Origin of the sequence: Halovenus rubra (assembly GCF_026586665.1) — an archaeon.
GTDB lineage: Archaea > Halobacteriota > Halobacteria > Halobacteriales > Haloarculaceae > Halovenus > Halovenus rubra.
The window spans coordinates 42,306-64,531 of the sequence record NZ_JAODIY010000010.1 but is presented as its reverse complement, the minus strand read 5'-3'; the positions used below and the strand labels follow the sequence as shown (position 1 = coordinate 64,531).

General features: G+C 56.1%; 22 protein-coding genes. 13 read left to right on the top strand and 9 right to left on the bottom strand.

Annotation, left to right across the window (positions count from 1 at the left end; all coding sequences use genetic code 11):
* Positions 1 to 38 precede the first annotated feature (38 nt).
* Complete coding sequence (locus N5098_RS09550) at positions 39 to 806, bottom strand: endonuclease/exonuclease/phosphatase family protein (protein ID WP_267637622.1); 768 nt, start codon at positions 804 to 806, stop codon at positions 39 to 41.
* A 106-nt stretch (positions 807 to 912) separates the two neighbouring features.
* On the opposite strand from N5098_RS09550, the gene N5098_RS09545 reads away from it, so the two are divergent.
* Positions 913 to 1,161: a hypothetical protein gene (locus tag N5098_RS09545; RefSeq protein WP_267637621.1), complete on the top strand. Its 249-nt coding sequence runs from the start codon at positions 913 to 915 to the stop codon at positions 1,159 to 1,161.
* Positions 1,162 to 1,302: 141 nt separating this feature from the next.
* Here the strand turns inward: N5098_RS09545 and N5098_RS09540 are convergent, their stop codons facing one another.
* The gene (locus tag N5098_RS09540; protein WP_267637620.1) at positions 1,303 to 2,448 is read right to left on the bottom strand and encodes a nitric oxide synthase oxygenase; all 1,146 of its coding nucleotides are present in this window, start codon (positions 2,446 to 2,448) and stop codon (positions 1,303 to 1,305) included.
* Between the two features lie 170 nt (positions 2,449 to 2,618).
* Positions 2,619 to 4,046: a ribonuclease FAU-1 family protein gene (locus tag N5098_RS09535; protein ID WP_267637618.1), complete on the bottom strand. Its 1,428-nt coding sequence runs from the start codon at positions 4,044 to 4,046 to the stop codon at positions 2,619 to 2,621.
* Between the two features lie 96 nt (positions 4,047 to 4,142).
* On the opposite strand from N5098_RS09535, the gene N5098_RS09530 reads away from it, so the two are divergent.
* The 3 genes from N5098_RS09530 to N5098_RS09520 all read left to right on the top strand — a co-directional run bounded on the left by N5098_RS09530 (position 4,143) and on the right by N5098_RS09520 (position 6,999).
* A complete protein-coding gene (locus tag N5098_RS09530; protein ID WP_267637617.1) occupies positions 4,143 to 4,700 on the top strand; it encodes a DUF7097 family protein in 558 nt (185 codons plus the stop codon).
* Between the two features lie 109 nt (positions 4,701 to 4,809).
* The gene (locus tag N5098_RS09525; protein ID WP_267637615.1) at positions 4,810 to 6,429 is read left to right on the top strand and encodes a gamma-glutamyltransferase family protein; all 1,620 of its coding nucleotides are present in this window, start codon (positions 4,810 to 4,812) and stop codon (positions 6,427 to 6,429) included.
* Between the two features lie 171 nt (positions 6,430 to 6,600).
* On the top strand, positions 6,601 to 6,999 hold the full coding sequence (locus N5098_RS09520) for a hypothetical protein (RefSeq protein WP_267637614.1): 399 nt from the start codon (positions 6,601 to 6,603) through the stop codon (positions 6,997 to 6,999).
* 101 nt (positions 7,000 to 7,100) lie between these two features.
* Here the strand turns inward: N5098_RS09520 and N5098_RS09515 are convergent, their stop codons facing one another.
* Positions 7,101 to 8,615: a phosphoenolpyruvate carboxykinase (ATP) gene (locus N5098_RS09515; protein ID WP_267637611.1), complete on the bottom strand. Its 1,515-nt coding sequence runs from the start codon at positions 8,613 to 8,615 to the stop codon at positions 7,101 to 7,103.
* A gap of 232 nt (positions 8,616 to 8,847) precedes the next feature.
* On the opposite strand from N5098_RS09515, the gene N5098_RS09510 reads away from it, so the two are divergent.
* Both N5098_RS09510 and N5098_RS09505 read left to right on the top strand, forming a co-directional pair.
* Positions 8,848 to 9,306, top strand: coding sequence for a thiol-disulfide oxidoreductase DCC family protein (locus N5098_RS09510; protein ID WP_267637610.1), 459 nt, complete (start codon positions 8,848 to 8,850; stop codon positions 9,304 to 9,306).
* Between the two features lie 273 nt (positions 9,307 to 9,579).
* Complete coding sequence (locus tag N5098_RS09505; protein ID WP_267637609.1) at positions 9,580 to 12,162, top strand: PAS domain S-box protein; 2,583 nt, start codon at positions 9,580 to 9,582, stop codon at positions 12,160 to 12,162.
* Between the two features lie 28 nt (positions 12,163 to 12,190).
* Here the strand turns inward: N5098_RS09505 and surE are convergent, their stop codons facing one another.
* The 4 genes from surE to N5098_RS09485 form a co-directional block, all read right to left on the bottom strand.
* Entirely contained in the window at positions 12,191 to 12,985 is a 795-nt protein-coding gene (surE, locus tag N5098_RS09500; protein ID WP_267637607.1) for a 5'/3'-nucleotidase SurE, read from the bottom strand.
* A 113-nt stretch (positions 12,986 to 13,098) separates the two neighbouring features.
* Positions 13,099 to 14,262, bottom strand: coding sequence for a 5-(carboxyamino)imidazole ribonucleotide synthase (locus N5098_RS09495; protein WP_267637605.1), 1,164 nt, complete (start codon positions 14,260 to 14,262; stop codon positions 13,099 to 13,101).
* A 58-nt stretch (positions 14,263 to 14,320) separates the two neighbouring features.
* Positions 14,321 to 15,373, bottom strand: a complete 1,053-nt coding sequence (locus tag N5098_RS09490) for a quinone-dependent dihydroorotate dehydrogenase (protein WP_267637604.1) — start codon at positions 15,371 to 15,373, stop codon at positions 14,321 to 14,323.
* A gap of 67 nt (positions 15,374 to 15,440) precedes the next feature.
* Positions 15,441 to 15,638, bottom strand: coding sequence for a hypothetical protein (locus tag N5098_RS09485; RefSeq protein WP_267637603.1), 198 nt, complete (start codon positions 15,636 to 15,638; stop codon positions 15,441 to 15,443).
* A gap of 373 nt (positions 15,639 to 16,011) precedes the next feature.
* Here N5098_RS09485 and N5098_RS09480 point away from each other — a divergent pair, with 373 nt between their 5' ends.
* The gene (locus tag N5098_RS09480; RefSeq protein ID WP_267637602.1) at positions 16,012 to 16,323 is read left to right on the top strand and encodes a non-histone chromosomal MC1 family protein; all 312 of its coding nucleotides are present in this window, start codon (positions 16,012 to 16,014) and stop codon (positions 16,321 to 16,323) included.
* Between the two features lie 96 nt (positions 16,324 to 16,419).
* Here the strand turns inward: N5098_RS09480 and engB are convergent, their stop codons facing one another.
* Complete coding sequence (gene engB / locus N5098_RS09475) at positions 16,420 to 17,037, bottom strand: GTP-binding protein EngB (RefSeq protein ID WP_267637601.1); 618 nt, start codon at positions 17,035 to 17,037, stop codon at positions 16,420 to 16,422.
* A 118-nt stretch (positions 17,038 to 17,155) separates the two neighbouring features.
* Between engB and N5098_RS09470 the strand changes: the two genes are divergently transcribed.
* The 6 genes from N5098_RS09470 (at position 17,156) to trpG (ending at position 21,923) form a co-directional block, all read left to right on the top strand.
* On the top strand, positions 17,156 to 17,611 hold the full coding sequence (locus tag N5098_RS09470; protein ID WP_267637599.1) for a DUF2178 domain-containing protein: 456 nt from the start codon (positions 17,156 to 17,158) through the stop codon (positions 17,609 to 17,611).
* Positions 17,612 to 17,662: 51 nt separating this feature from the next.
* Positions 17,663 to 17,866: a helix-turn-helix transcriptional regulator gene (locus N5098_RS09465; protein ID WP_267637598.1), complete on the top strand. Its 204-nt coding sequence runs from the start codon at positions 17,663 to 17,665 to the stop codon at positions 17,864 to 17,866.
* Between the two features lie 157 nt (positions 17,867 to 18,023).
* A complete protein-coding gene (gene trpD / locus N5098_RS09460; protein WP_267637597.1) occupies positions 18,024 to 19,031 on the top strand; it encodes an anthranilate phosphoribosyltransferase in 1,008 nt (335 codons plus the stop codon).
* A complete protein-coding gene (locus N5098_RS09455) occupies positions 19,028 to 19,684 on the top strand; it encodes a phosphoribosylanthranilate isomerase (RefSeq protein WP_267637595.1) in 657 nt (218 codons plus the stop codon). Before trpD ends, N5098_RS09455 begins: the two co-directional genes overlap by 4 nt.
* Positions 19,684 to 21,276: an anthranilate synthase component I gene (gene trpE, locus N5098_RS09450; protein WP_267637594.1), complete on the top strand. Its 1,593-nt coding sequence runs from the start codon at positions 19,684 to 19,686 to the stop codon at positions 21,274 to 21,276. Before N5098_RS09455 ends, trpE begins: the two co-directional genes overlap by 1 nt.
* Positions 21,273 to 21,923 (top strand): anthranilate synthase component II, encoded by a 651-nt coding sequence (gene trpG / locus N5098_RS09445; RefSeq protein ID WP_267637592.1) that lies wholly within the window; start codon positions 21,273 to 21,275, stop codon positions 21,921 to 21,923. Before trpE ends, trpG begins: the two co-directional genes overlap by 4 nt.
* The last annotated feature ends 303 nt before the right edge of the window (positions 21,924 to 22,226 follow it).

Below are 22,226 nucleotides of genomic sequence, written 5' to 3'. Positions count from 1 at the left end.
TTCTCACAATCGTTCCGCTGAGACGCTCTCTCATACAGTCAGGGCTCGAACTCCATGACAATTGGCCGGTGGTCTGACACCTGCACGTCCAGCACATCACATCGTGAGACAGCCATTGATTCGGGCGCAATAAAGAAATCAAGTGTTCTGGTGTCTGTGACGACAGTATCCAACGGTCGCGGCGGAACCGTCTCACCCGGCTCATAGACCGTCAACTCGGTTCCGTCGAATACGGCCTCGACTTCGTCGAGTCCATTGTACGTGTTGAAATCGCCAGCAACAACCGGATTCTCACGGGCTGTCACCAGCTCTGCTAGCTCTTGGAGTTGGCTACGCCGCGCGCGACCACTCATCGCCAGGTGCGTGCTAAAGATATCGACCTCAGGTGTCGATACTTCGATAACCAACCGCTTTGGTCCTGTTTCGAGGTAGTGAACCACTGTTTCGTGATCGGCAGTCGAGAGAACGCCGTTTGCAAGGTGCTGTAACATTGGTAGCGACGGGATAACGCCGCCGCTGCCGTACTTCGTCGCGGCCTGTGGGTGGTATGTTAGCCCTCGCTCTCGAAGACGACGTGCAATGTCTGCCACCTGCCCGTCAGTTCGGGTTCGAAGTGACCCCTGATCGACCTCGACCAGTCCGACCACATCAGGCTGTTCGTCGTTGATGACATCAACTAACTGTGAGAGTGCGTTCTCCTCAGCCCGCTTGCTGCCGATGAGACCGCGATGGGGTCGTAACACATACTCGTGATACGACCCTTCGTAATCGAGCAGATAGCCAGCGTTACACGACAGAAGCTTCATCCAAGACTACCTGTACGTATCAGACAAGGGCGGTTAAATACTGCGCCTTAGATGGCACGTGCCAACGCATAAATGTCCATACTCCAAGAGAGTACTGAGTGAACTAATGGATGAACCATCGGGCGTAGGACCGATACTGGAAGCGTTGAATGAGGATGGTACGCTTTACTTCTGGGGTGGCGTCGCGTCAGCAATTATCTCATGGGTGCTCATTCCGCTCTTTGGGTTGGTCGCCGTGTATGCCGGGTACCGGCTATATGACGACGAAACAAAGACCATGGGTGCTGCGATAATTGCCGTCACGGGTGCAGTCGGGTTTCCCTCATGGCTTGCCTTCCTCATCACCGGTATGTAGCCCAGTACGGTTGTTCACTCCTCTCTTCGTTTCGAGTAGCTGATGTCGGGATTCACGACTGCTGAAACTATGATTGTGAGGGCTATCTTTTTCAATCAGAGGATAACTTCACGCCCGTCGTCTCAATACGCATCAAACAACCTACTCCGCTGAGAGTGAGTCGGGCATATAAAAGAAGTTTGGCGTCTCTACCGTTGTCTCGTACGATTGGTCGAAGACATGTGTAGTCGCGGAACTCATGGGTGGTAGGAGCCAACTTCGGTCACCAGTTACAGTCCGATCTGTGGCTGCCTCGTTTCGCTCGAACTGTGCAAACTGTTCGGTTGCGGTGTGGTGGTCGACGATTCTCACCCCTGCGCTTTCGAAGGAGTGTAACACGGCCCGGTTAAGTTCAACCAATGCCTCGTCTTTCCAGAGCGAGCGTGTCTTCGTGGTATCGTATCCCAATCGCTCTCCAACCTCTGGGAGTTTGTCGTACCTGTCCTCGTCAGCGAAATTCCTGGCTCCAAGTTCAGAACCCATGTACCACCCGTTGAACGGCGCAGCTGTATAACTGATACCGCCAATTTCGAGACGCATGTTCGAGACGATTGGCACGTCATACCACCGGAGTCCAAGTTCGGCAAACCAATCGTACTCCGGGTGTGTTATCTCGATTTCGTCGAACAACTCATCGGGGACCGCGAACAGGGCTGGCTCGCTGTCACCGACCTGAATGACGTGGGGCAGGGGGTCGAAAGACTCACCAGCGCCCTCCCATCCTCGTGACTGGCAGTAGCTGGTAAACGCACACTCCGATGGGTCGCCAACAACCCCCGTCTCTGTCTCATAGCCAGCGTATCCCAATAGTTGGTAGTTCCAGATACGAACGCGTCCGGTCTGTGGTGTCTCAGGCCTGAAGACGGTAATCATCGGACGGATATCGCCGCCATTCCTGGCGTGTTCAATGTGACGACAGCAGGCCTCATGTATCGCTTCGGGAGTGTTGAGGCTGCGCTCGTCGCGTACCTCTAGGGACTGCCAGAACAGTCGCCCGATACAGCGGTTGCTGTTACGCCACGCCATCCGTGCCCCATGTGTCAACTCTTTTTCTGTGTGGGTGTACGTCCCTGTTAGCGATATCTCGCGGTCGATATCGGCGAGCCGTGATTCGATTGCCCACTCCCTGTCCAGTTCCGTGTAACACTGTGTAATAAACGACTGGGCACGCTCTCGCAACTCGGAGGTGCTGTACTCGGGAACAGGTTGTCCGAGTGATTTTTCGTGTTGTGCGAGCGAATCGAGCATACACCGTGTTTGTTTCGACGCAGAAAGCTCGATTGACTCGTTACTGGGGTGTGGTCGCCACAGCGATGAGGCCATTGTCTACACCGTAGAGAGGTGGCTGTACGGCGAACCCCTTTGGCACACCAGACGAGTTCCGCCTGTACGGTGCTGTTTGGGCCGGGGCCGACACCTCACAGCGACTTTGAGATTGCGTCGGCGACTGCCCGTGCTTTCTCCGCGAGTTCGGTTGAGATATGGCCAGCTTCGACTGCTTCGTCCAGTTCGTCGTCATCGACACGCTCGACGGCTCCGTCGGCGTGTTTGACCACGTCGACGTGGAGGTCAACATACCGAACGCTGTCGGGGAATACCTCGACAGGCGTACACACGTTGACGTATGTTCCTCGTGTCTCACCGCTGTCGCTTCGGTACACCGTCGGATACCACCAGCGACCCTCCTCGAACTTTGTAATAGCGATGTCCCCGGCCTGTCGCTTGACACCCAGTGCGTCGTAGTCACCGCCGGGTGACATTTCCCGTGTGACTGTCAGTTTCCCGCTTGTGGCCCGCTCAGTGACTTCACCTGCCCCAAGGTCGAACAACCGTCCGTCTGGCTTACCGTGCTCGATGTGGATCGAGTCGCCCTCTCTTGGACCGAACTGGTTGGTAACGACTGCGAACGGAAACGCCTCATCTTCGGGTGTCTCCCCGACACCGAGGTCGTCACACAGCGTCTCCACGAAATTGACTGCCGCGCTTGCTTCGTTCGCACCCGCTTTGACCCGGTGGTGGCCGGGCATTGTCGTGACAACCTCACGACGAACCGCATCGAGACTGAACCGTGACTCGCGACCAAACCAGACCCAGCAGGTTGCTTCCCCCGGCCAGTAACAGTGTGGTGCAATCGCGCCTGGAGATTCAACATCGCTCAGGGCAGCATCAAGCTTTTCGGCGCGAGCGCCAAGCGTGTCTAATGTATCATCGAGTGCATCGAGTCCAGCGTCATCTGCTGTGTTGTTCCACGTCACGCTCCAACCACTGGGCGGGTCGCTTGGCAGGATCTCCGCGAGTTCGGGCTGGCCGTGCGACGTGGAATTCCCTCTGATGAGCGAGGCTAACTCGCCGTGTATCCGGAGCGTGGTGTCTAAGACCGGGCGGCCGTCGGTCCACGGCGGCCGTGGCTCGTCGACCTGTACTTGCAGTGTATCCCCTGTTTCGATTCGGTCCCCTGTCTTCGAGTAAGGGAGAAAGCCACAGCGGTCGCCGGCGACCGGCGTATCCAGTTGTTCACCGTCGACAGCACCGCACTCGACGAGCGCACCGCTGCCCAGTGTCTCGACCACCTCGCCGGCAAAAACTGCGCCCCGCGAGAGCTGTGCCTGCCAGACAAACGTATCAAGACCACTGTTGTTGAGTGTTTCGCCAACCTCAGCAACCCGTTTGGCCTGTCCAGTGATACAGACCCCCTGTCTGTCACTCGTCGTGGTAATGGAGACGGTCGCCGGCGCGACTGGGAACGACTCTTCGAATCGCTGCTGGATGGGTGGCGACGCCTGTACAACATCGTCGAACAGGGCCGTCAGTGCAGTCGTGTAGATGCCACGGACCCGAATTGTCATTGCTCGCAGATGTGACCCGAAGCGGTATAGGCTTCCCTGTTTTGTCGCTCTATCGACCAGCCAAACGCTCAAGCCGCTGGCCTGTAACCCTTGCATATGGAAAAGACGGAGGCGGGAACCACGGTCGGCGTCGACGACCCGTACGCAGTCGTTGACCGGTGTGACCACCTCGCTTCAGAGGGGACATGTCGCTTTGCCCTCGAACACGGCGACCGCGACCCGGCCTTTGCTGCCGACCGCCGAGCCGAAGAGTTCCAGTGTCCTGTTGCGGGCGACCCAGACGAGGAGGGCCCGACAGGGCCATGGGAGTGGGATGACTGTCCACACTTTCGGAGACGGAGTCACGACCGTGAGTGTGTCCGCTGTGGACTGAGCGAAGAGCGGATGGCCCACGCTGACGAACGGCCCTTGCTCGAAGAACATCACCTCTCGTATGCGGACGACTCCGGAGACGGCTCTGGCGAGATGAGTCACGAAATTACGGTTTATCTCTGTCGCTGGTGTCACGCGAAGGTGCATGGCTCTTGGGCGCGTGTTGACGACGACGCTAACCCTGACCCGGAGGCGATTGCCGAATGTGAAACCCGTCGAGCCCGACAGGAAGCCGAGATGGGATTTGACTCGGCCGCCGATTTATATGAGGCCGACGAGTAATATGGCTGTAACGTACAGAACGAAACTCAACCAAGCCAAACCCGAGTAACAACTCGTCGAATTGGCTGGTGTCACACAGTTATTTATCTGCAAGACACCAACCCGAGGCATGGACCCGGACATCGATAGCTTCGATTCTCGCCGGTCGACAGTGTACGCACCGAACGGCATCGTTGCCACGAGCCAGCCACTCGCGGCTGAGGCTGGTGTCGAGATACTCCGTGAGGGTGGCAACGCTTTCGATGCTGCCGTCGCCACGGCGGCGGCACTGAACGTCGTTGAGCCGACGAGTACCGGTCTTGGCGGCGATGTGTTCGCGTGTTATCGGACCGCTGACGGCGAGGTCGGCGCGATGCGAGCCGCTGGCGGCGCGCCACAGGAGTCGACGCTCAGTGGCGTCCGCGAGCGCGTTGCCGACGGGAAAGACAAAGCCCCCGGCGACGTGTCGATGCCAATGCATGGTCCCCACACTGTCACTGTTCCCGGAACTGCCCGTGGATGGGAGGCCACTGTCGAGGAGCTTGGCCGGCTGTCGCTTTCGGACGTACTCGACCCGGCAATCGGGTATGCCATCGACGGCTATCCCGTCACCGAAGTCGTCTCAGCACAGTGGCAACACGCGGAGGACCTGTTCAATGATGCCCACGCTCGTGAGGCATATCTCTTCGACGGCCAAGCCCCGAGCGTGGGCCAGACTGCTGTTCTTCCTCGCCTTGGCGAGTCGATGCAACGCATCGCAGAGCAGGGGGCCGACGCCGTCTACGAGGGACCAATTGGCGAGGCAATTGTCGAGGAGATACAACAAAAAGGCGGATTCATGACGATAGACGACCTTGCGGAGTTTGAGGTTGAGTGGCCCGAACCACTCTCGACGACCTACGGCGACAGCACAATCTACGAACTCGGGCCGCACAATCAGGGCCAACTTGCACTCGAAGCGCTCAACATTGCCGAAGAAATCGGGGCCGGTGACCACCCCTACGACTCACCCGAACGTGTGCACGACTTTGCCGAGGCAATGAAGCTCGCGTTCCATGACGGTCACTACCACGTGACAGACCCCGAGTATGAGGACGTACCGCCGCTCCACTCGAAAGGGTACGCCCGCCAGCGCGCCGACGAAATCAGTGAGGAACCAATTTCGGATGTTGCGGTTGGAACACCCAATGCCAGCGGCGAGGATGCCGACACCGTCCTTCTCTGTGCAGCCGACGACCAGGGCAACATCGTCTCATTTATTAACTCTCGCTTTGCCGGCTTCGGGAGCGGGCTTGTCGCCGGTGAGACGGGCATCGCCCTGCAGAACCGCGGGGCGTCGTTCTCGCTCGACCCCGACCACCCCAACCGCATCGAACCCGGTAAGCGGCCCTTCCATACGCTCGTTCCCGGACTCGCAAAGGTTGGCGAAGACGACTGGCTGGCATTTGGCGTGATGGGTGGGTACATGCAGCCACAGGGTCATGTCCAACTTATCTCAAACCTTGTTGATTACGACATGCCCTTGCAGGCCGCACTTGACGCACCGCGCTGGCGCTACCGCGAGGAAGGGACGCTCGCTGTTGAGGAACAGATACACGAGGGCATCCCGACGAAACTCGCCCGCAAGGGCCACGACGTGCGAGTACTGTATCCGGGGCTGTTCGGTGGTGCACAAGCGGTCAGGAACAACGAGGGGACCCTTTCCGGTGCAACCGAACCCCGGAAAGACGGGCAGGTCTCGGGGTACTGACTACACTCTCGATAGCCAGTTCTCCGCTTTGTATGAGACAGTCGGAGTCCCGGAACGCACCGGCCTGCTAACTGCTTGCTCTTCTGGGGGCAGCCGTCTTGGTCTTCTCGACGGATTCGCAGGCTGGACTACCACGTTACCATTATAGTTCACCCATGGGATACTGACTGTATGAAACGCCGCGCCCTCCTCTCAGTCAGTGCCGCCACGCTGTTCGGTGGCTGTCTCAGACGTGGTGAGAGCCAGCCACAACCACGGCTTGCATGGATTTGGTTACAGAACGACCGTACGGAAGCGTACAACGTTGACATAACCGTTGTAGCGGACGGGGAGCCGATGTTTGCTGATACGTACCAGGTAGGAACGACCCCCGAGACTGCGAGTATCACCGTGGACGACCCTGTCGATAAGCCAAGAGAGTACATCGTCCAGGCCACGATGGACGGCAAAACCCGCGAGGTCGAGATAGCCGAGTTCGCAGACGGCGACGAGAACTGCGTCGGCGTTCGATTCTTGTTACTCGACAATGGAAATGTCACTTACTCGATGAAATCCATGCAACAGTGTTAGTGGTGTGGCTACTGCTCTATTCTTATCGATGTTTGTATGTCTGAAGGCTTATAAGAATCATCTGCCATTACTTCAGGCAACATCAAACGCAGACAACAGTTTCAGTAGACCGAGTTCACGATGTCGTCACGGAGCGTCTCGAACTGCTGGAGGTGGTCTAGCCGTTCCTCGCGCAAGTCGTGGAGTTTGTGCTCGAAGTCGTCGTAGTGTTTGGGTGGGTAGAACGCGTCGGCGTCCATCCCGGGAATCTCGCTTGGTAGTTCGAGGTCCATCGTCTCATCGTGCTCCCACTCGATTTCGCCACGGGCAGCAGTAACCAGAATCGTTACTGACTCACGGACGCCGATATCGGCTTTTGCTGGGCCGATATGTCCGGTGTTGAGAACGAAACATTCCACATCATTGTCCTCAATGAGGTCGTGGAAACGGTTGCCTTCCTCGCCTTCGGGCCCGATGATGAACGGGTTCGTCCCGACAACACGAATCGATTCACCGGCGGCGTCAGGGTCGCCCGCACTCGTCTGGATTGACTCACCAAGCATAAACGCGACGGCTGCCTGCCGGTTATCCAATCGGGCAATCGGCGGCATCATCGGGTTTCGCGTGATGAAAAACATCTGGTCGACGCTCTCCAAGTCGATGTCTTCGGCGGCTGAATCGAGCTGGTCGCGCTGGATGACCGCACGACCGTTACTCGTCAGCGATGTATTATCGAAATCAACTGTCTCGTTATCAACCCAGACATTTTCGAAGACTGCGCTTTCGTCTGTCGCTGCATTGTACAACGCGGGCTGTTCGTTCTCGTCAAGGCCATCGGTCTTGATGTAGAGGCCGCCACCCTCGCTGCCAGTAACCTGCCCGTCAGGCAGGAGTGCACAGACATCGTCCTGAAGCATCTCTGCTCCCTCGGGGTCGTCAAGCCAGCAGCCGTGACCAGTCAACGTCGATTTCCCGGTCGCACTCAGCCCGAGAAATGCCTGACCGACCGTCTGTAGACTGTCGTCATCTTCGATTGTGACGCGCTTGCTGCCCGCGTGGATACCGAGTCCTCCCTGTTCTTTTGCACGGTACATATACAAGCGCAGGAATGATTTCTTTGCTTCACCCGTATAGTCACTGCCCAACACAAACGTGAGTCCGCCATCGGGCAGAATTCGAATCCGACGCTCGTGGTCGGCGTCCTCGTCCCAGTCGGGCAACTGGAGCGTCTGGAAGTCCGGCTCGCCCTCGGCGGGTTCGAGGAGCTTCCCCCACGCAAGGGCGATTCGGGCGTACTCTCGTGGGACGAACAGCCGACAGGTAAACGCGGTTTCAGCGTGTCGGCCAACCTGCCTGTCGAGGCAGATAAACTCACGGTCCTCTAGCACCGTCAGCGACTCTTCAATTGCGTCCCAGTCAGCATCGGAAAACTGGTCGTCGACACAGTTTTTCGTCCGGCCCGCACTCCGTGACTTCTGTTCGCTGACGTACTGTGGACTGTCGTACTCAGTCGTCGTCTCATCTTCGTCCGCGAACTCTCGCAACTGTTTGAATGTGGGATTGTACAGGACGTTAGGCGCTGTTTCCGGGTCCGGAAACTTGCCTTGTAATCGGGATGTTTCCACCCTTTGGTTCATGTGTATAATATCTCAGTTGCAGGATTCATAAATGGTTGGAAATACTGAGTACTTGTCTATCGGTCACATACAGCAGCCATTCCTTCGTGGGAATTTAACTGATACGATTGGCCTCCTCTTTGCTATATTTGGCCCGGCCTCTGTGGATGGCTGCTGAATCCGGAACTCTCCTGTCGGCATCAACTAGTTGTTGGCACAACGCTGAACCGTTACAGGACCGTATCAATAACCGATGACCGAGGTTCCTGCTGACCAGCCGGTGCTTCTGTTTGACGGTGTCTGTAACTTCTGTAACTACTGGGTGCAGTTTATTATTGAGCGAGACCCAGACGGTATCTTGAAGTTCGCTCCGTTACAGTCCGATGTTGCCCGAGAGTTGCTAGCTAACTGTGGGCTTAATCAGGAGCATCGTGATTCGGTCGTGCTTGTTGAGGGTGAAACATACTACACAAAGTCGGATGCTGTGCTCCGGACAGCAAACCATCTTAATGGGCTGTACCAGTTCTTGTGGTTGTTGCGCGTGATTCCGCGGCGACTCCGTAACTACCCTTATGACGTGATTGCTGCCAACCGGTACGACTGGTTTGGCAAACGTGATAACTGCCTGGTGCCGACACCCGATATCAGAGAGCGGTTTCTTGGTGATGTACCGTCGCCATCAACAGCCGACGATCAGTCCAATAACCGTTAATTTCAACGGTTGGATATAGAAACGCACTACCTCTGTATTTGTGGAGGCTGTCAGCAACAGTGCCTATACCGTTTGAGATCACCTTTCTCTGCTGTGGTGAACTTCCTGGTCTATCATTGCCTTTTTAGAGTTCCCAGCAAATACTATATGCTATGACGGTGCCTGTACAGAGGGTGTCTCTGTGGCCCACTACAGATTTCACATACAATATACTATATTTGATAAGTGCACTGGTAGGCAACCCCCAGACAGCATGTGGATTTTCGGAACCCAATGAGTGACCGTATCGTAATCCTTGGTGTTGGCTTTGGAACTGATGGGGCTCCAACATGGGAGGGACTAGCGGTTACCAACACGGTTACTACGTGGGACGTATCCTCGGTTGAGGAAGCTATTTCAGGACTTACTGGCAATAAACCCGAAGCAGTTGATTGTCTCGTGGTTGCCCCTGAACAGTTAACGGGGACACTCACAGCAAATATCGAGCGGTTGCAAGAAAACTGGCCGGACGTTCCAATACTAGTGACCAATGTGGCTGGTCCAACAGCGCGTGATGCACTTGCCGCGGGCGCGACAGATGTCATCGACTGCGACCGGGAGGCCGCGCCGACGATTCTGGCAAACAGGGTGCAAAACGCTGTCAAACAGCAGTCTCGGGATACTGAAACCATCTCGCCACCGAATGCTGATTCGGACTATTTTTCGTGTCGTCACGACCAACTGATTGATTCACTTCTTGAATGGTCGTCCGACCGAATGAGCATACTTGACAGGGATGGGACATATAAATTTGTCAGCCCTGCCGTCGAACACCTGATGGGTTACGACCCGGGAGACTTGCTTGGCACGTCCGGGTTCGAGCATATCCACCCAGAAGACAGAGAAGCAGTCAAAGACGTTTTCGAGGAAGTAATAAACTGTCCGGACCAGATTCACAGCTTTGAGTATCGAGTTCAGGATGCTGACGGTGAGTGGATGTGGGTTGAGTCGCGGGGAACGAACCGATTTGACGACCCGAATATTAGCGGCGTCGTGATTACCTCCCGTAAAATAACCAAACGCAAGGAACGCGAGCAGCAACTCCGCGAGGAACGCAAACGACTCAACATCCTCTTCGACCGATTTCCTGAACCGACCGTTGAGTTCGAGTTCGAGGATGGCGTCCCTGTGGCCAAACGCGTCAACTCCGCATTTGAAGAGACATTCGGCTACGATTCCGACGAACTTCTCGGAGAGTCCGTCGACGAGTACATTGTTCCACAACCGAAAAATCAACAGGCTGCAACATTCAACCAGAAACTCAAATCCGGTGATGAATTTGTCGCCGACGAAGTTGTGCGCCAGACAGCGGACGGGAAGCGTTACTTTCTGCTCCAGACTGCGGTCTATAACGACGGCACAGAAGGGTTCGCTGTCTACGTTGATATCAACGACCAAAAAGAGCGTCAACAGCAATTGCGCGAGGAGAAAGCACTGAGTGATACAATTTTCAACACACTTCCAGATATCTTCTTTTTGTTCGACGAGCACGGACAGTTCATTCGCTGGAATGACCGTGCAAACGAGGTAAGCGGATATACAGACGAGGAAATTGCCTCAATGCACCCATCCGAGTTCGTCGTCGAAGACGATAGACAAGAAGTCTTTGAGGGGATTGCCAACATCATCGAGCACGATGAGACGGTTCAGTTTGAGGCACGTGCTAGACAGAAAGACGGAGATCCAATTCCATACGAGTATACCGGCACGAAACTGACCGACGAAACCGGCAACCTGCTCGGAATCGTCGGACTTGGACGTGATATCTCTGGACGGAAAGAACGCCAACGACGGTTTGAGGCAGTTTTCAACAACACCTACCAGTTTACGGGACTGATGAAACCTGACGGTACGGTGATCGAGATTAACGAAACTGCACTTCAGTTTGGCGGACTCGAACGCAACGAGGTCGTCGGCAAGCGGCTGTGGGATACGCATTTGTTCCAGAACAGCGAAAAAAATACGTCGGTTGTCAAGACGGCAGTTGAGCAGGCACAGACTGGCTCGCCTTTCCGCGAAGAACTCGAGGTACAAGGAGCGGAACGAACTGAGATAATCGACTTCTCGGTCCGACCGATTGTTGACGAACAAGGAGAGGTCACCCTACTCGTCCCAGAAGGGCGGACAATAACCGCCCTCAAAGAGCGTGAGCGCCATCTCAAAATCATCAACCGGTTTTTGCGTCATAATCTTCGGAACAAGATGACGGTAATCAAAGGGACAACAGATGTTCTTTTCGACGAGATTGCTAGCACAGGGCCCCTAGAGTATCTCAAACAGATTGATAAAGCAGCCGTCGAACTCATTGAACTCGCGGAGACAGCCCACGAACTGCTCCAGCTCACCATCGAGGCTGATACACAGTTGCGACCCATGAATCCCTCCGACACTCTCTCGCATGTTGTCTCCAAGTTCCGAACAGAGTTTCCTGAGGCGTCAATTACGTTATCGGTCGAAACTGACAGCCTTGTCAGCGCGGACCATCGTCTCGAACCAGTCTTCGAACAGCTTATCGAGAATGCCATCATCCATGCTGACCACGATAACCCATCGGTCACTGTCTCTGTTACCGAAAATAACGGGGCTGTTCTGGGCCGCATTGTCGACAACGGGCCGGGTATCCCGCCAGATGAACTTTCGGGCATCGTCACCGACGAGGAACAGACACAGCTCACACACGGAACTGGGTTTGGTCTCTGGCTGGTCCGGGCTATCGTCGACGATTACAACGGGACTCTGAGCCACGAGTACGTGTCTAACGGTGGGAGTGCTGTGACTGTCCAGCTCCCGACGGCAACTGACGCCTCTTCACGCTGACTGGAGGGTAGCCGCCTACAGGCCAGTGTTAGTTTGCGGGATAGTCTTCTGTGATTGTCTCCAATTCGTCGTGGTGCTCAGTGGTGTGTGGGGCCGTCAGCGGTGAAATGCTAATCTTGTTCTCCATGATTGCCTGTCTGTCGGTCCCGTCTTCGTCGGGTACCTGCCCCTCGGCCATCATACCCCAGATATTATCTTCGAGAGCTATTGTCTCTCCGTCCCGGCTGGCATCCATCCGATAGATGTGTGAGGGGCGCGTGAGCACCATCTCACCGGTCGCACGGTCAGTAATCGGCGCGTTGACGTTCAGGTAGTCTGCGTGGTCAAAGACAGCTCCCGTGTGCGTTCGCTTGAGGAGAAACTCGGTTGCCTGTGCTGCTTCGGCATACTGATGTGCCGGCACCTCGATATCGGCAATCGATTCTTCGGTGAACTCTTCGGCTGGGATGTACGCCGACACAGCGATGGCAGGGACACCAAAGAACGCGGACTCAACTGCTGCGCTAATCGTGCCCGAGCGCCCAAGCGTGTGACTACCCAGATTTGCTCCGCAGTTACACCCAGAGATAACCATATCTGCCTCCGGGACGAGCGTCGAGAGACCAGCAACGACACAATCAACGGGTGTCCCCTCGATGGCGTATCCACGTTCGTGGTCGCGGGCGGTGACGCTGTGAGAGATTGCGCGGCCAACAGCGCTCTGGTCAGTCGCTGGCGCAACCGCCGTGACGTTTGCGACCCGCGAAAGCTTGTCGTAGAGCACCTGTAATCCGGTCGCGTCGATGCCGTCGTCGTTCGTCAACAGCACGTCCAGGTCATCCATACCGCTGTGTCGGGCCGGGACAGCAATCAAGCTAGCGCTCGATAGCTGAAACAACTAAACACGTTCACTGACCGTTTTCCAGACAACAGTTGGGACTGTGGAGGCGCTTACAGTTACGCCTCGTCGGTAAATGTCAGCGGCGAGAGACAAGCATCGAGCATATCAAGCAGGGAATCAAGAGCTACGTCGTCGGTTCCAGGAAGTGTGACGTGTCCCATCTTCCGTAGGTTATAGACCTCTCCTTTCCCATACCAGTGTAATGCGGCACGGTCCTGAGCGAGGATTGACTCGACATCACACAGCTTGGCAGGCTGCCGTGTGTCGACATCTCCGAGGATGTTGCCTGACGCCGTTGGACATCGTCGCTCGGTCGTTCCGAGGGGTTGGCCGGTAACTGCTCGGAGATGCTGTTCGAATTGGGAGGTGTGACAGCCTTCGATTGTCCAGTGGCCTGAGTTGTGTGGTCGCGGGGCAATCTCGTTAAGCAGAATCTCACCGTCAGGCGTCTCGAACAGCTCGATACCGAAGACGCCGCGACCATCGAGCACGTCGAGGACTGCAAGTGCGATTTCCTTTGCGCGCTCGCGGACTGATGTTGTGGTTCGGGGCGGTGAAATCATCTGACGCAGGATTTCTGCCTCATGAATCGTTTCCGTGACGGGGAACGTATCGACCTCACCGTCGCCCTGACAGGCCATAACCGCAAGCTCACGCTCGAAATCGACGAACTCCTCGACCATTGCTGGCCCATTGATAGCATCGAACGCCGCCGAAACGTCCGATGGAGTCTCTACAGGGACGTTTCCACGTCCATCGTAGCCACCTTCTCGGGCCTTGAGCATCGCTGGATAGCCAAGCTCCTCAAGTGCCTCGCGGAGCTGGTCAGCGGAGTCGACCGCACGGTATGCAGGAACAGGGATACCAGCCTCGGAGAGACGACGCTTCTGGACTAGCTTATCCTGTATCGTACGGAGCGTCTCAGGTTTTGGGTGGACCGGCGTTCCAGTTTCCTCACGCACGCGTTCGAGTGCGTCTGGGTCCGCAAGCTCGATTTCGAAGGTGAGGTAGTCTGCCCGTTTGGCCAACTCCTGAATTGTTGATTCGTCGTCAAAGGCACCAACAATCTGTTCAGTTGTGACAGGAGCCGCCGGTGCATCCGGTGTCGGGTCGGAAACGACAAGGTCGATACCGAGTGGAGCTGCAGCCTCACCTAACATCCGACCGAGCTGTCCACCCCCGACAATACCGACAGTCGTCCCCTCTACAGTCAGTTGCATATCTGTCCGTTTTTCGACCCGAGTAAAAGATAGCTCGGTTCACCGACGACTGTGGTGCTTACTCCGAGTCTACGCCGACCGCCGCTTCAATAGAGTCAAATCCATCGCGTTCGAGCAGTTCGAGCAGCCCGCGGTTGATGTCACGCGCTATCGTCGGTCCCTGATATACAAGTCCGGTGTATAACTGGACAACACTTGCGCCTGCTCGAATCTTCTGGTACGCATCTTCGGCAGTCGATACACCACCGACACCGACAATGGGGACGTCAGTCCGTGCGGCGATATAGCGGACGATTTCTGTTGCATCGTGTTTGATTGGCTCACCGGAGAGACCCCCCTTCTCGCTCCGGTTGGACGATTTGAGTGAGGCCGGGCGTTCGGTCGTGGTGTTCGTTGCGACGATACCTTCAAGATCGAACTCTTCGACAATTGCGAGTACATCGTCGACAGCAGGCTCTGGCAGGTCCGGTGAGAGCTTGACCAGCAGCGGTGATGCTCCCCGGTCTCGGAGTGCACCGATAATCTCGGCCATTGCCGAGCGGTTCTGGAGTGCCTCGAACCCCTGTGAGTTGGGGCAAGAGATGTTTACGACAAAAAAGTCCGCAGAATCGACTGCTTCATACGTCTGACAGTAGTCTGCTGGTGCGTCCTCGGGGTCAACGTGCTCGCTTTTGGCGATATTGACGCCCAACGGCACGTCGACGGTCGTCTCAGCGAGACGGTGTCCGATTGCCGACGCGCCGTGGTTGTTCAGCCCCATACGGTTGATGAGGCCGTTGTCTTTACGCAGGCGAAACAGCCGTGGTCGTGGATTCCCTGCCTGTGGCTCAGCGGTAACGCCGCCAACCTCAACGAAGCCAAAACCAAGAGCCGTTATCGCGCGCGGTAACTCTGCGTTTTTGTCGAACCCTGCAGCAAGTCCAACAGGATTTGTGAACGTCTGGCCGAACGCAGAGACTTCGAGTCGCTCGTCAGTGACGGTGAGTTGCTTCGCTACCGGTGAGTGAAGCGGTGTCCGCTGAAACCCATCAAGTAGCGTGTGAATTGCATGGTGGGCCGTTTCCGCTGGTAGGCGAAACAACAGGGGTTTTGCGAGGCTGTATAGATTCATATTACATCAGTCTGTGACTGTTCTGGAGTCGAATCTCTGACAGTACGGATACTGTTATTGCCACGGGTTAGAACTCGTGGTCAAGGTCGTCCGGGTCGGCCTTCTGAATAACGATTTTGCTGTCACGCACGCGGACGAATACTTCATCACCAATTTCCATTCCTGCTACGGTGAGTTCGTCCTCGTGCAGGTTGATGTGGACGTTGTGGTACTCGCCGTCTTCGTCCTTTGCACCACTCGGGCTCAATTTTTTCTTCCGTACCATCGAGCTATCGTATTCTGTGGTTCACTGGAGCATAAACTTAAGTCTACCGCGCTCCGGTTGGTGGTTTGACCGCCTACGGCGCGGTGACTAGACCCAGTCACGTTTCTGGATATGCTGGCGCTTTTCGAGCCTCCCTGTCCGTATGGTACTGCCGGTTGTATCAAGGCGACAAACTCTCTGTTACCACCGCTATCGGGGGATTTTCGGCGCGCCCCAGTTGTTAGCCGTCACAAAGAGACTATTTTTGCCGAGGCAACCGCCGAAAATATCAATTCTGGCAGGTTCTTTTATAAGAGACCGACCGACGGCACCCGAATTTGGGGATATATTTATTACGGGTCATGTGCTGATTTCACACGGAGCGGTGATAACCATGGCACCAGATAACGACAAGCGCAACTTTGCGCTCCGACAAGATGGCGGCGAAGAAACGAGCGTATTTTCGGGACGAACACCCCGGCAGGCTGCACTGAAAGCGGCGCGGCGTCTTGACCCAGCATCTTCAGAGGATGATGCTACCCCCGAGGAGCTTCGGCTCCGGGAAAAAGGCGAAAAGAAAGTACACATCTATGAGGGGTGGGCCTGGGAAGAGAATGCGCCCGATGACAAGCCAGACTGGATGCCCCAAGAGATTACGAAAGGCAATGTCTCCAAAGAGGGTGTCGAGCACCTCGACGAAATCTGAGGCACTTGGACGACGAGCTGTCGCCGCAACATCTCATTTTTTGTGCTGACACGCCACACATTAGTTCACTCTATCGCCGCCAGCGAGCAACAGCAGCTAAAAGAATTGAAAGAGGTCGTCGCGTTTGGCGGCATGAAGATGTGTTCTGACTGCATCGTTGAGTGTGTCGATATTACCCCGCTTAGCGCTGATCGGCGCAATCGTGTCCTGCCATTGCTTCCAGGGCGGAACCAGTCCGAACCGCTCGGAAATCTCGTCTAGCCGCCCGTCTCGGTCGTCAACCTTGTCCATCTTGTTGACAGCGATAACAGTGGGAATCTCTACATCTTGCAGGAAATGATACAGTTCAACGGTGTGTGGTATTTCGTCGGGTCCCGAGTGTCGGTCGATGATATCGACAGCGGCCTTTCCGTCGAGGACGAGGACGCCTGCGAGGATATTGTCTGCGTTGGATTCGACGTAGTGGACGATGTCAGTCTTGATTTGCTCGCGGACATCCTCAGGTGTTCCTTTCATGAACCCGAACCCGGGGAGGTCGGTGATAACGAAATCTTCGCCTGCCCAGTCGTAGTGATTTGGCTTGCGAGTAACACCCGGCCGCTGCCCAGTGTCAAACGTATGTCCCGTAATCTCGCGCATCAGCGTCGACTTTCCGACGTTAGAGCGACCGAGAAGCGCAACCTCGTGCTTGCGGTCTGGTCGTGTCTCAAACATACCTGTAATTCGAACGAGCCGCCGATAAGGGTGTCTATCGGCCAACCTGCCTGAGAAATAGGTCGACAATACTAAATACCAGTGTAAAGTAACCTTTACTGTAAAGCGAGGTTTACACATGATAGACGACTCAGTTCCACAGGCGGATTTGGAGGCAGCACAGCAACGACAGCAGCGCCGACAGCGGTACGAACAGTGGATGGAACGGTGCATTCTGGGCGGGATAAGTATACTTTTCGCGTCGATGGCTCTCTGGGCGGTGTTCGATATCGACGCCGTACTCTGGGCTGGGTCGTTCGCGCTCCCGCTTGGATACGTCGGTTATATTGCAATCAACTCCGCGAGTCCGATGAAGGTGCGCGACGAGCGGGAGATGCAGATAGAAAACGAGGCAGGCCGACTCGCAATTTACATTGTCGGGCTAGTCTTCGTCACAGTTACACCGCTGGCGACGGCAGCCGATACAACGGGCTGGTTCGATGTCCCAGAGATACTCTGGGGCGTTATCATCGCGTACGTGTTCTTGTTCACGCTTACTGGAGCCACGTCGTGGTGGGTCAAACGACAGCACTAACCGCAGAAAACAGACGACTGAGACGATGTCCTCGGTAAATTTCGAGACAGCATGAATAATACTCTTCCCGAATTACGCGACCGGCACGATCTATCCCAGGGAGACCTCGCGGCTGCAGTTGGGGTCTCTCGACAGACAATAAACGCCATCGAACGCGAGCGATACGATCCTTCGCTTGAACTGGCGTTCAAACTTGCACAGTTTTTTGACTGCAGTATTGCGGATATCTTTGACCCAGAGATTGCAGACAGATGAACGAAACCCACTGTTCGCTGTGAACCGCTCGGGGTCAAGCCCCGAGGCACTCAACCTGTTCCGCCTGTAGAATACGTCCCGTCGTGACAGACGACACGCTTAAGTTGTTGTACTTATTTGTTCATTGTATACCTAAATCGTACATTGGTGAGATAAAATGAGAAAATATATCGAGCGTGTTACCGCCGGGAAAGACCTCACGCAGGCGGAGGCGCGGGAGGCTTCACGCCTAGTTTTTGAGGAGGCTACGGAAGCACAGATGGGTGCACTCATGAGCGCACTGCGAGCGAAAGGCGAAACCGAGGCGGAGATTGCGGGTTTTGCTCAAGGGATGCGCGCGGTCGCCCGAACGATACGTCCCGACTGTGACGGGATGGTTGACACCTGTGGGACCGGTGGCGATGACTACGACACAATCAACGTCTCGACGACAAGTGCGATGGTAGTTGCGGGTGCAGGTGTGCCGGTCGCCAAACACGGCAACTACTCTGTCTCGTCATCATCGGGCAGCGCGGATGTCTTAGAGGAAGTTGGAGTCACTGTCGATGCCGAACCGTCGGCCGTCGAAGCTGACATCGAAGCTGATGGCATCGGTTTCATGCTCGCGCCGGTATTCCATCCGGCGATGAAGGCTGTTATTGGCCCGCGTCGGGAACTCGGGATGCGGACGATTTTCAACCTGCTCGGGCCGCTGACGAACCCTGCTGAGGCCGAAGCACAGGTTGTCGGTGTCTATGATCCCGACCTCGTCCCTGTCCTCGCACGTGCACTATCGAGAATGTCTGTCGAGCGAGCGATGGTTGTTCACGGCTCCGGGCTTGATGAAATTGCGATTCACGACGAGACGACTGTTGCCGAAGTTGAGGGCGAAACTGTCACCGAGTACACCCTGTCGCCTGCTGACCTCGGACTCGAACGCGCTGCAATCGAGCGCATCGCGGGGGGAACGCCCGAAGAAAACGCTGCGGACCTCCGCGGGATTATCACCGGCGAAATCGACGGACCAAAACGAGATATCATCCTTGCTAACTCAGGTGCAGCACTGTATGTCACTGACACTGCCGACTCACTTACCGAGGGTATCGAATTAGCTCGTGAGAGTATTGACTCTGGAAGTGCGGCCAAGAAACTTGATGACCTCTGTGGCGTGACTGCACAAACATGACCGCTGGCGAGCGAACGAGGGTCAAAATCTGTGGCCTCACAAACGGGTCTGACCGCGACGCAGCCATAAGAGCGGGCGCAGATGCGCTTGGCTTCATTGTCGATGTTCCCGTCGATACACCTCGGGAACTCTCGCCGGAGCAGGCAGCCACCCTCGTTTCGGGTGCACCGCCACTCGCAAATACAGTGTTGGTGACGATGCCCGAGTCGGTGACTGATGCAGTTGCCCTGCACGAGCGTATCGGTGCTGACACGCTTCAGATTCACGGTGGCCTCACACCGGCTGAGTTGGCACAACTCACTGACCGCGTTGACGCAGCCGTCATTGGTGTTGTCGACGTACACGACGAAGATGTGATGGCTGTTACAGATGTCGTTGATGCCGTTTTAGTCGATTCAACCGATGCGGACGGCGCAGGCGGAACTGGCGATACCCATGACTGGGAGCGAACGCGTCAACTGGTCGATAGAGCTGAGACGCCGGTTCTGCTCGCAGGCGGGTTGACACCGGAGAACGTCGGGCGTGCGGTCAAAACGGTTGAGCCGTTCGCGGTTGATACGGCTACAGGCGTCGAACGTACGGACGGGCACAAGAGCCACGATGCTATTGCCACGTTTGTCCGCCGGGCGACTCGGCCGGAGGTGTCTGCCTGATGACAGCAAGACCGACGTTTGGTGTAGACCGCGAGGAGTTCGTCGAAATGGCAGACACCGATGGTCCGGCTGTGGTCAGAGTTGCGGCGGAACTCGGTGTTGACACCGACCCGCTTGATGTGTATGCGGCGGTCACAGGTCGGACGGCTGACACCGAAACTGCACAGTACAGCTTCCTCCTCGAAAGCGCCGAAAAAGTCCCCTCCAGTGACCCCGATGGCGCCTTCACAGCCGCGCCAGAGGAACGCCACGCACGGTTTTCGTTTGTCGGCTACGACCCTGCCGCTGTTATTACGGTCAATGACGGCGAGGCAGACCTCGATATTCTTGACGAGCGGTATGAGGGATTAGTCACGACAAACGGCGGGGACACGCTGGATACAGTGCGTGATGCCATGCCAGACGTGGAGCTACGAGGGGTACCTGACCGTGACCGCCAACATCTCGATGGCGGGCTTGTGGGATTTCTGGCCTACGATGCTGTCTATGACCTCCACCTCTCTGAGGTCGGCGTTGAGCAACCTGCGTCTGATGGACCCGATGCACAGTTTGTGCTCACGACCCGGACGCTCGCATTCGACCACGCCGAGGGAACTCTCTCGCTCGTCTGTACACCAGTGGTCCGTCCCGACGAGGACGCTGGCCAGCGCTACGACGAACTTATCACAGACCTCGACCACATACAGACACTGCTAGCCGAAGCCAACCCCCTCGAAACGGAAGGATTCCAGCGAGACAACGAGGTAGCAGGCGACCAGTCGGTGTATGAGGATGCTGTCGAGACGGCCAAAGAGGCTGTTTTTGACGGCGAAATTTATCAGGGAGTCATCTCACGCACGCGAGAGCTGTACGGAGATATTGACCCGCTTGGATTATACGAGGCGTTACGAGATATCAACCCCTCGCCGTACATGTACGTCCTCTCGTATGGCGACCGGTCTATTGTCGGCGCGAGCCCCGAGACACTCGTTTCGGTTGGAAACCGACGTGTTGTCTCGAACCCGATTGCCGGTACCTGTCCGCGAGGGTCAAGTCCTGTCGAGGACCGCCGACTGGCTGGCGAGATGCTTGCCGACGACAAGGAGCGAGCAGAGCACACCATGTTGGTCGACCTCGCACGCAACGATGTTCGCCGGGTTGCTGAACCCAGAAGCGTCCGCGTCCAAGAGTTCATGAACGTCCTCAAATACTCTCACGTCCAGCACATCGAGTCTACGGTGACCGGAACGCTGGCTGCCGATGCCGATGCGTTCGATGCAGTGCGGGCATCGTTCCCAGCAGGAACGCTCGCGGGCGCGCCAAAGATGCGTGCGATGGAACTCATCGACGACCTCGAATCCACACAGCGAGGCGTCTACGGGGGTGGCGTCGGCTACGTCTCGTGGCAGGGCGATACCGACTTCGCTATTGTCATCCGGACGGCAACTATCGAGGAGACGGCAGAATCACAGCGTATCACTGTTCGGGCAGGTGCGGGCGTCGTCGCAGACAGTGATCCGACTGCGGAGTACGAGGAGACAGAAAAGAAGATGGACGGTGTCCTTTCGGCATTAGAGCGAATCGAGACAGAGACACCGGAGGTGAGTCGATGACTGGAACCACCACAAAGCGGGTTCTCTTTATCGACAACTTCGACTCGTTTACGTACAACCTTGTGGAGTACGTCGAGGAGGCGAATCATACCTCGTCGCCTGATTCTGAGGCTGATACTACTGAAACAGTACGTGAGCACACAGAGGTAACGGTCGTTCGGAACACAGCCGATCTATCGGCTATACGTCAGGCCGACCCCGATGCAATCGTTATTTCGCCGGGTCCGGGCCACCCGGCCAACGACCGTGATGTGGGTGTCAGCGCCGATGTACTCCGCGAAGTAAGCCCTGAGGTACCGACGCTTGGCGTCTGTCTGGGATTGGAAGCTGCAGTCCACACCTACGGTGGCAACGTGGGTCGGGCACCCGAACCAGTTCACGGCAAGGCATTCCCAATCGACCACGACGGCGCGGGCGTCTATCGTGGACTCGAAGAGGAGTTCCAAGCTGGGCGATATCACTCCTTGATTGCGACGGATGTTCCTGACTGCTTTGCTGTCACTGCGACAACGACAGTCGACGGAGACGAACTCGTCATGGGAATTCGCCACCACGAGTACCCTCTCGCCTGTGTTCAGTTCCACCCTGAATCGGTGCTCACCGCGGTCGGCCACGATGTTATCCGAAATTTCCTAACACATATATAATTTCGGACATATTTAGCGATGCGAGTTTGCTTATCGCCTTGACGAACTGGCACGTGGTTGGTGGTGAACTGGCGGTTATCTCGGTAACCACAACTGGGGAAACCTCCACATGAAACCCCCCATCTGTTCAGCTGGATATCCCGCTGCTGTCACCGATATCTGCCGTGTACTGTTTACTTTCACTCTGGTCTACGAACTGTTAAGAGGCTTTCTCCCATCAGTATAAGCCAGCGAGGTTACACCCGTGAGTGAGGTGTCTCGCAGTGCAGTAATCAACACAGTCGCAACTGTCAGAAGTTATTA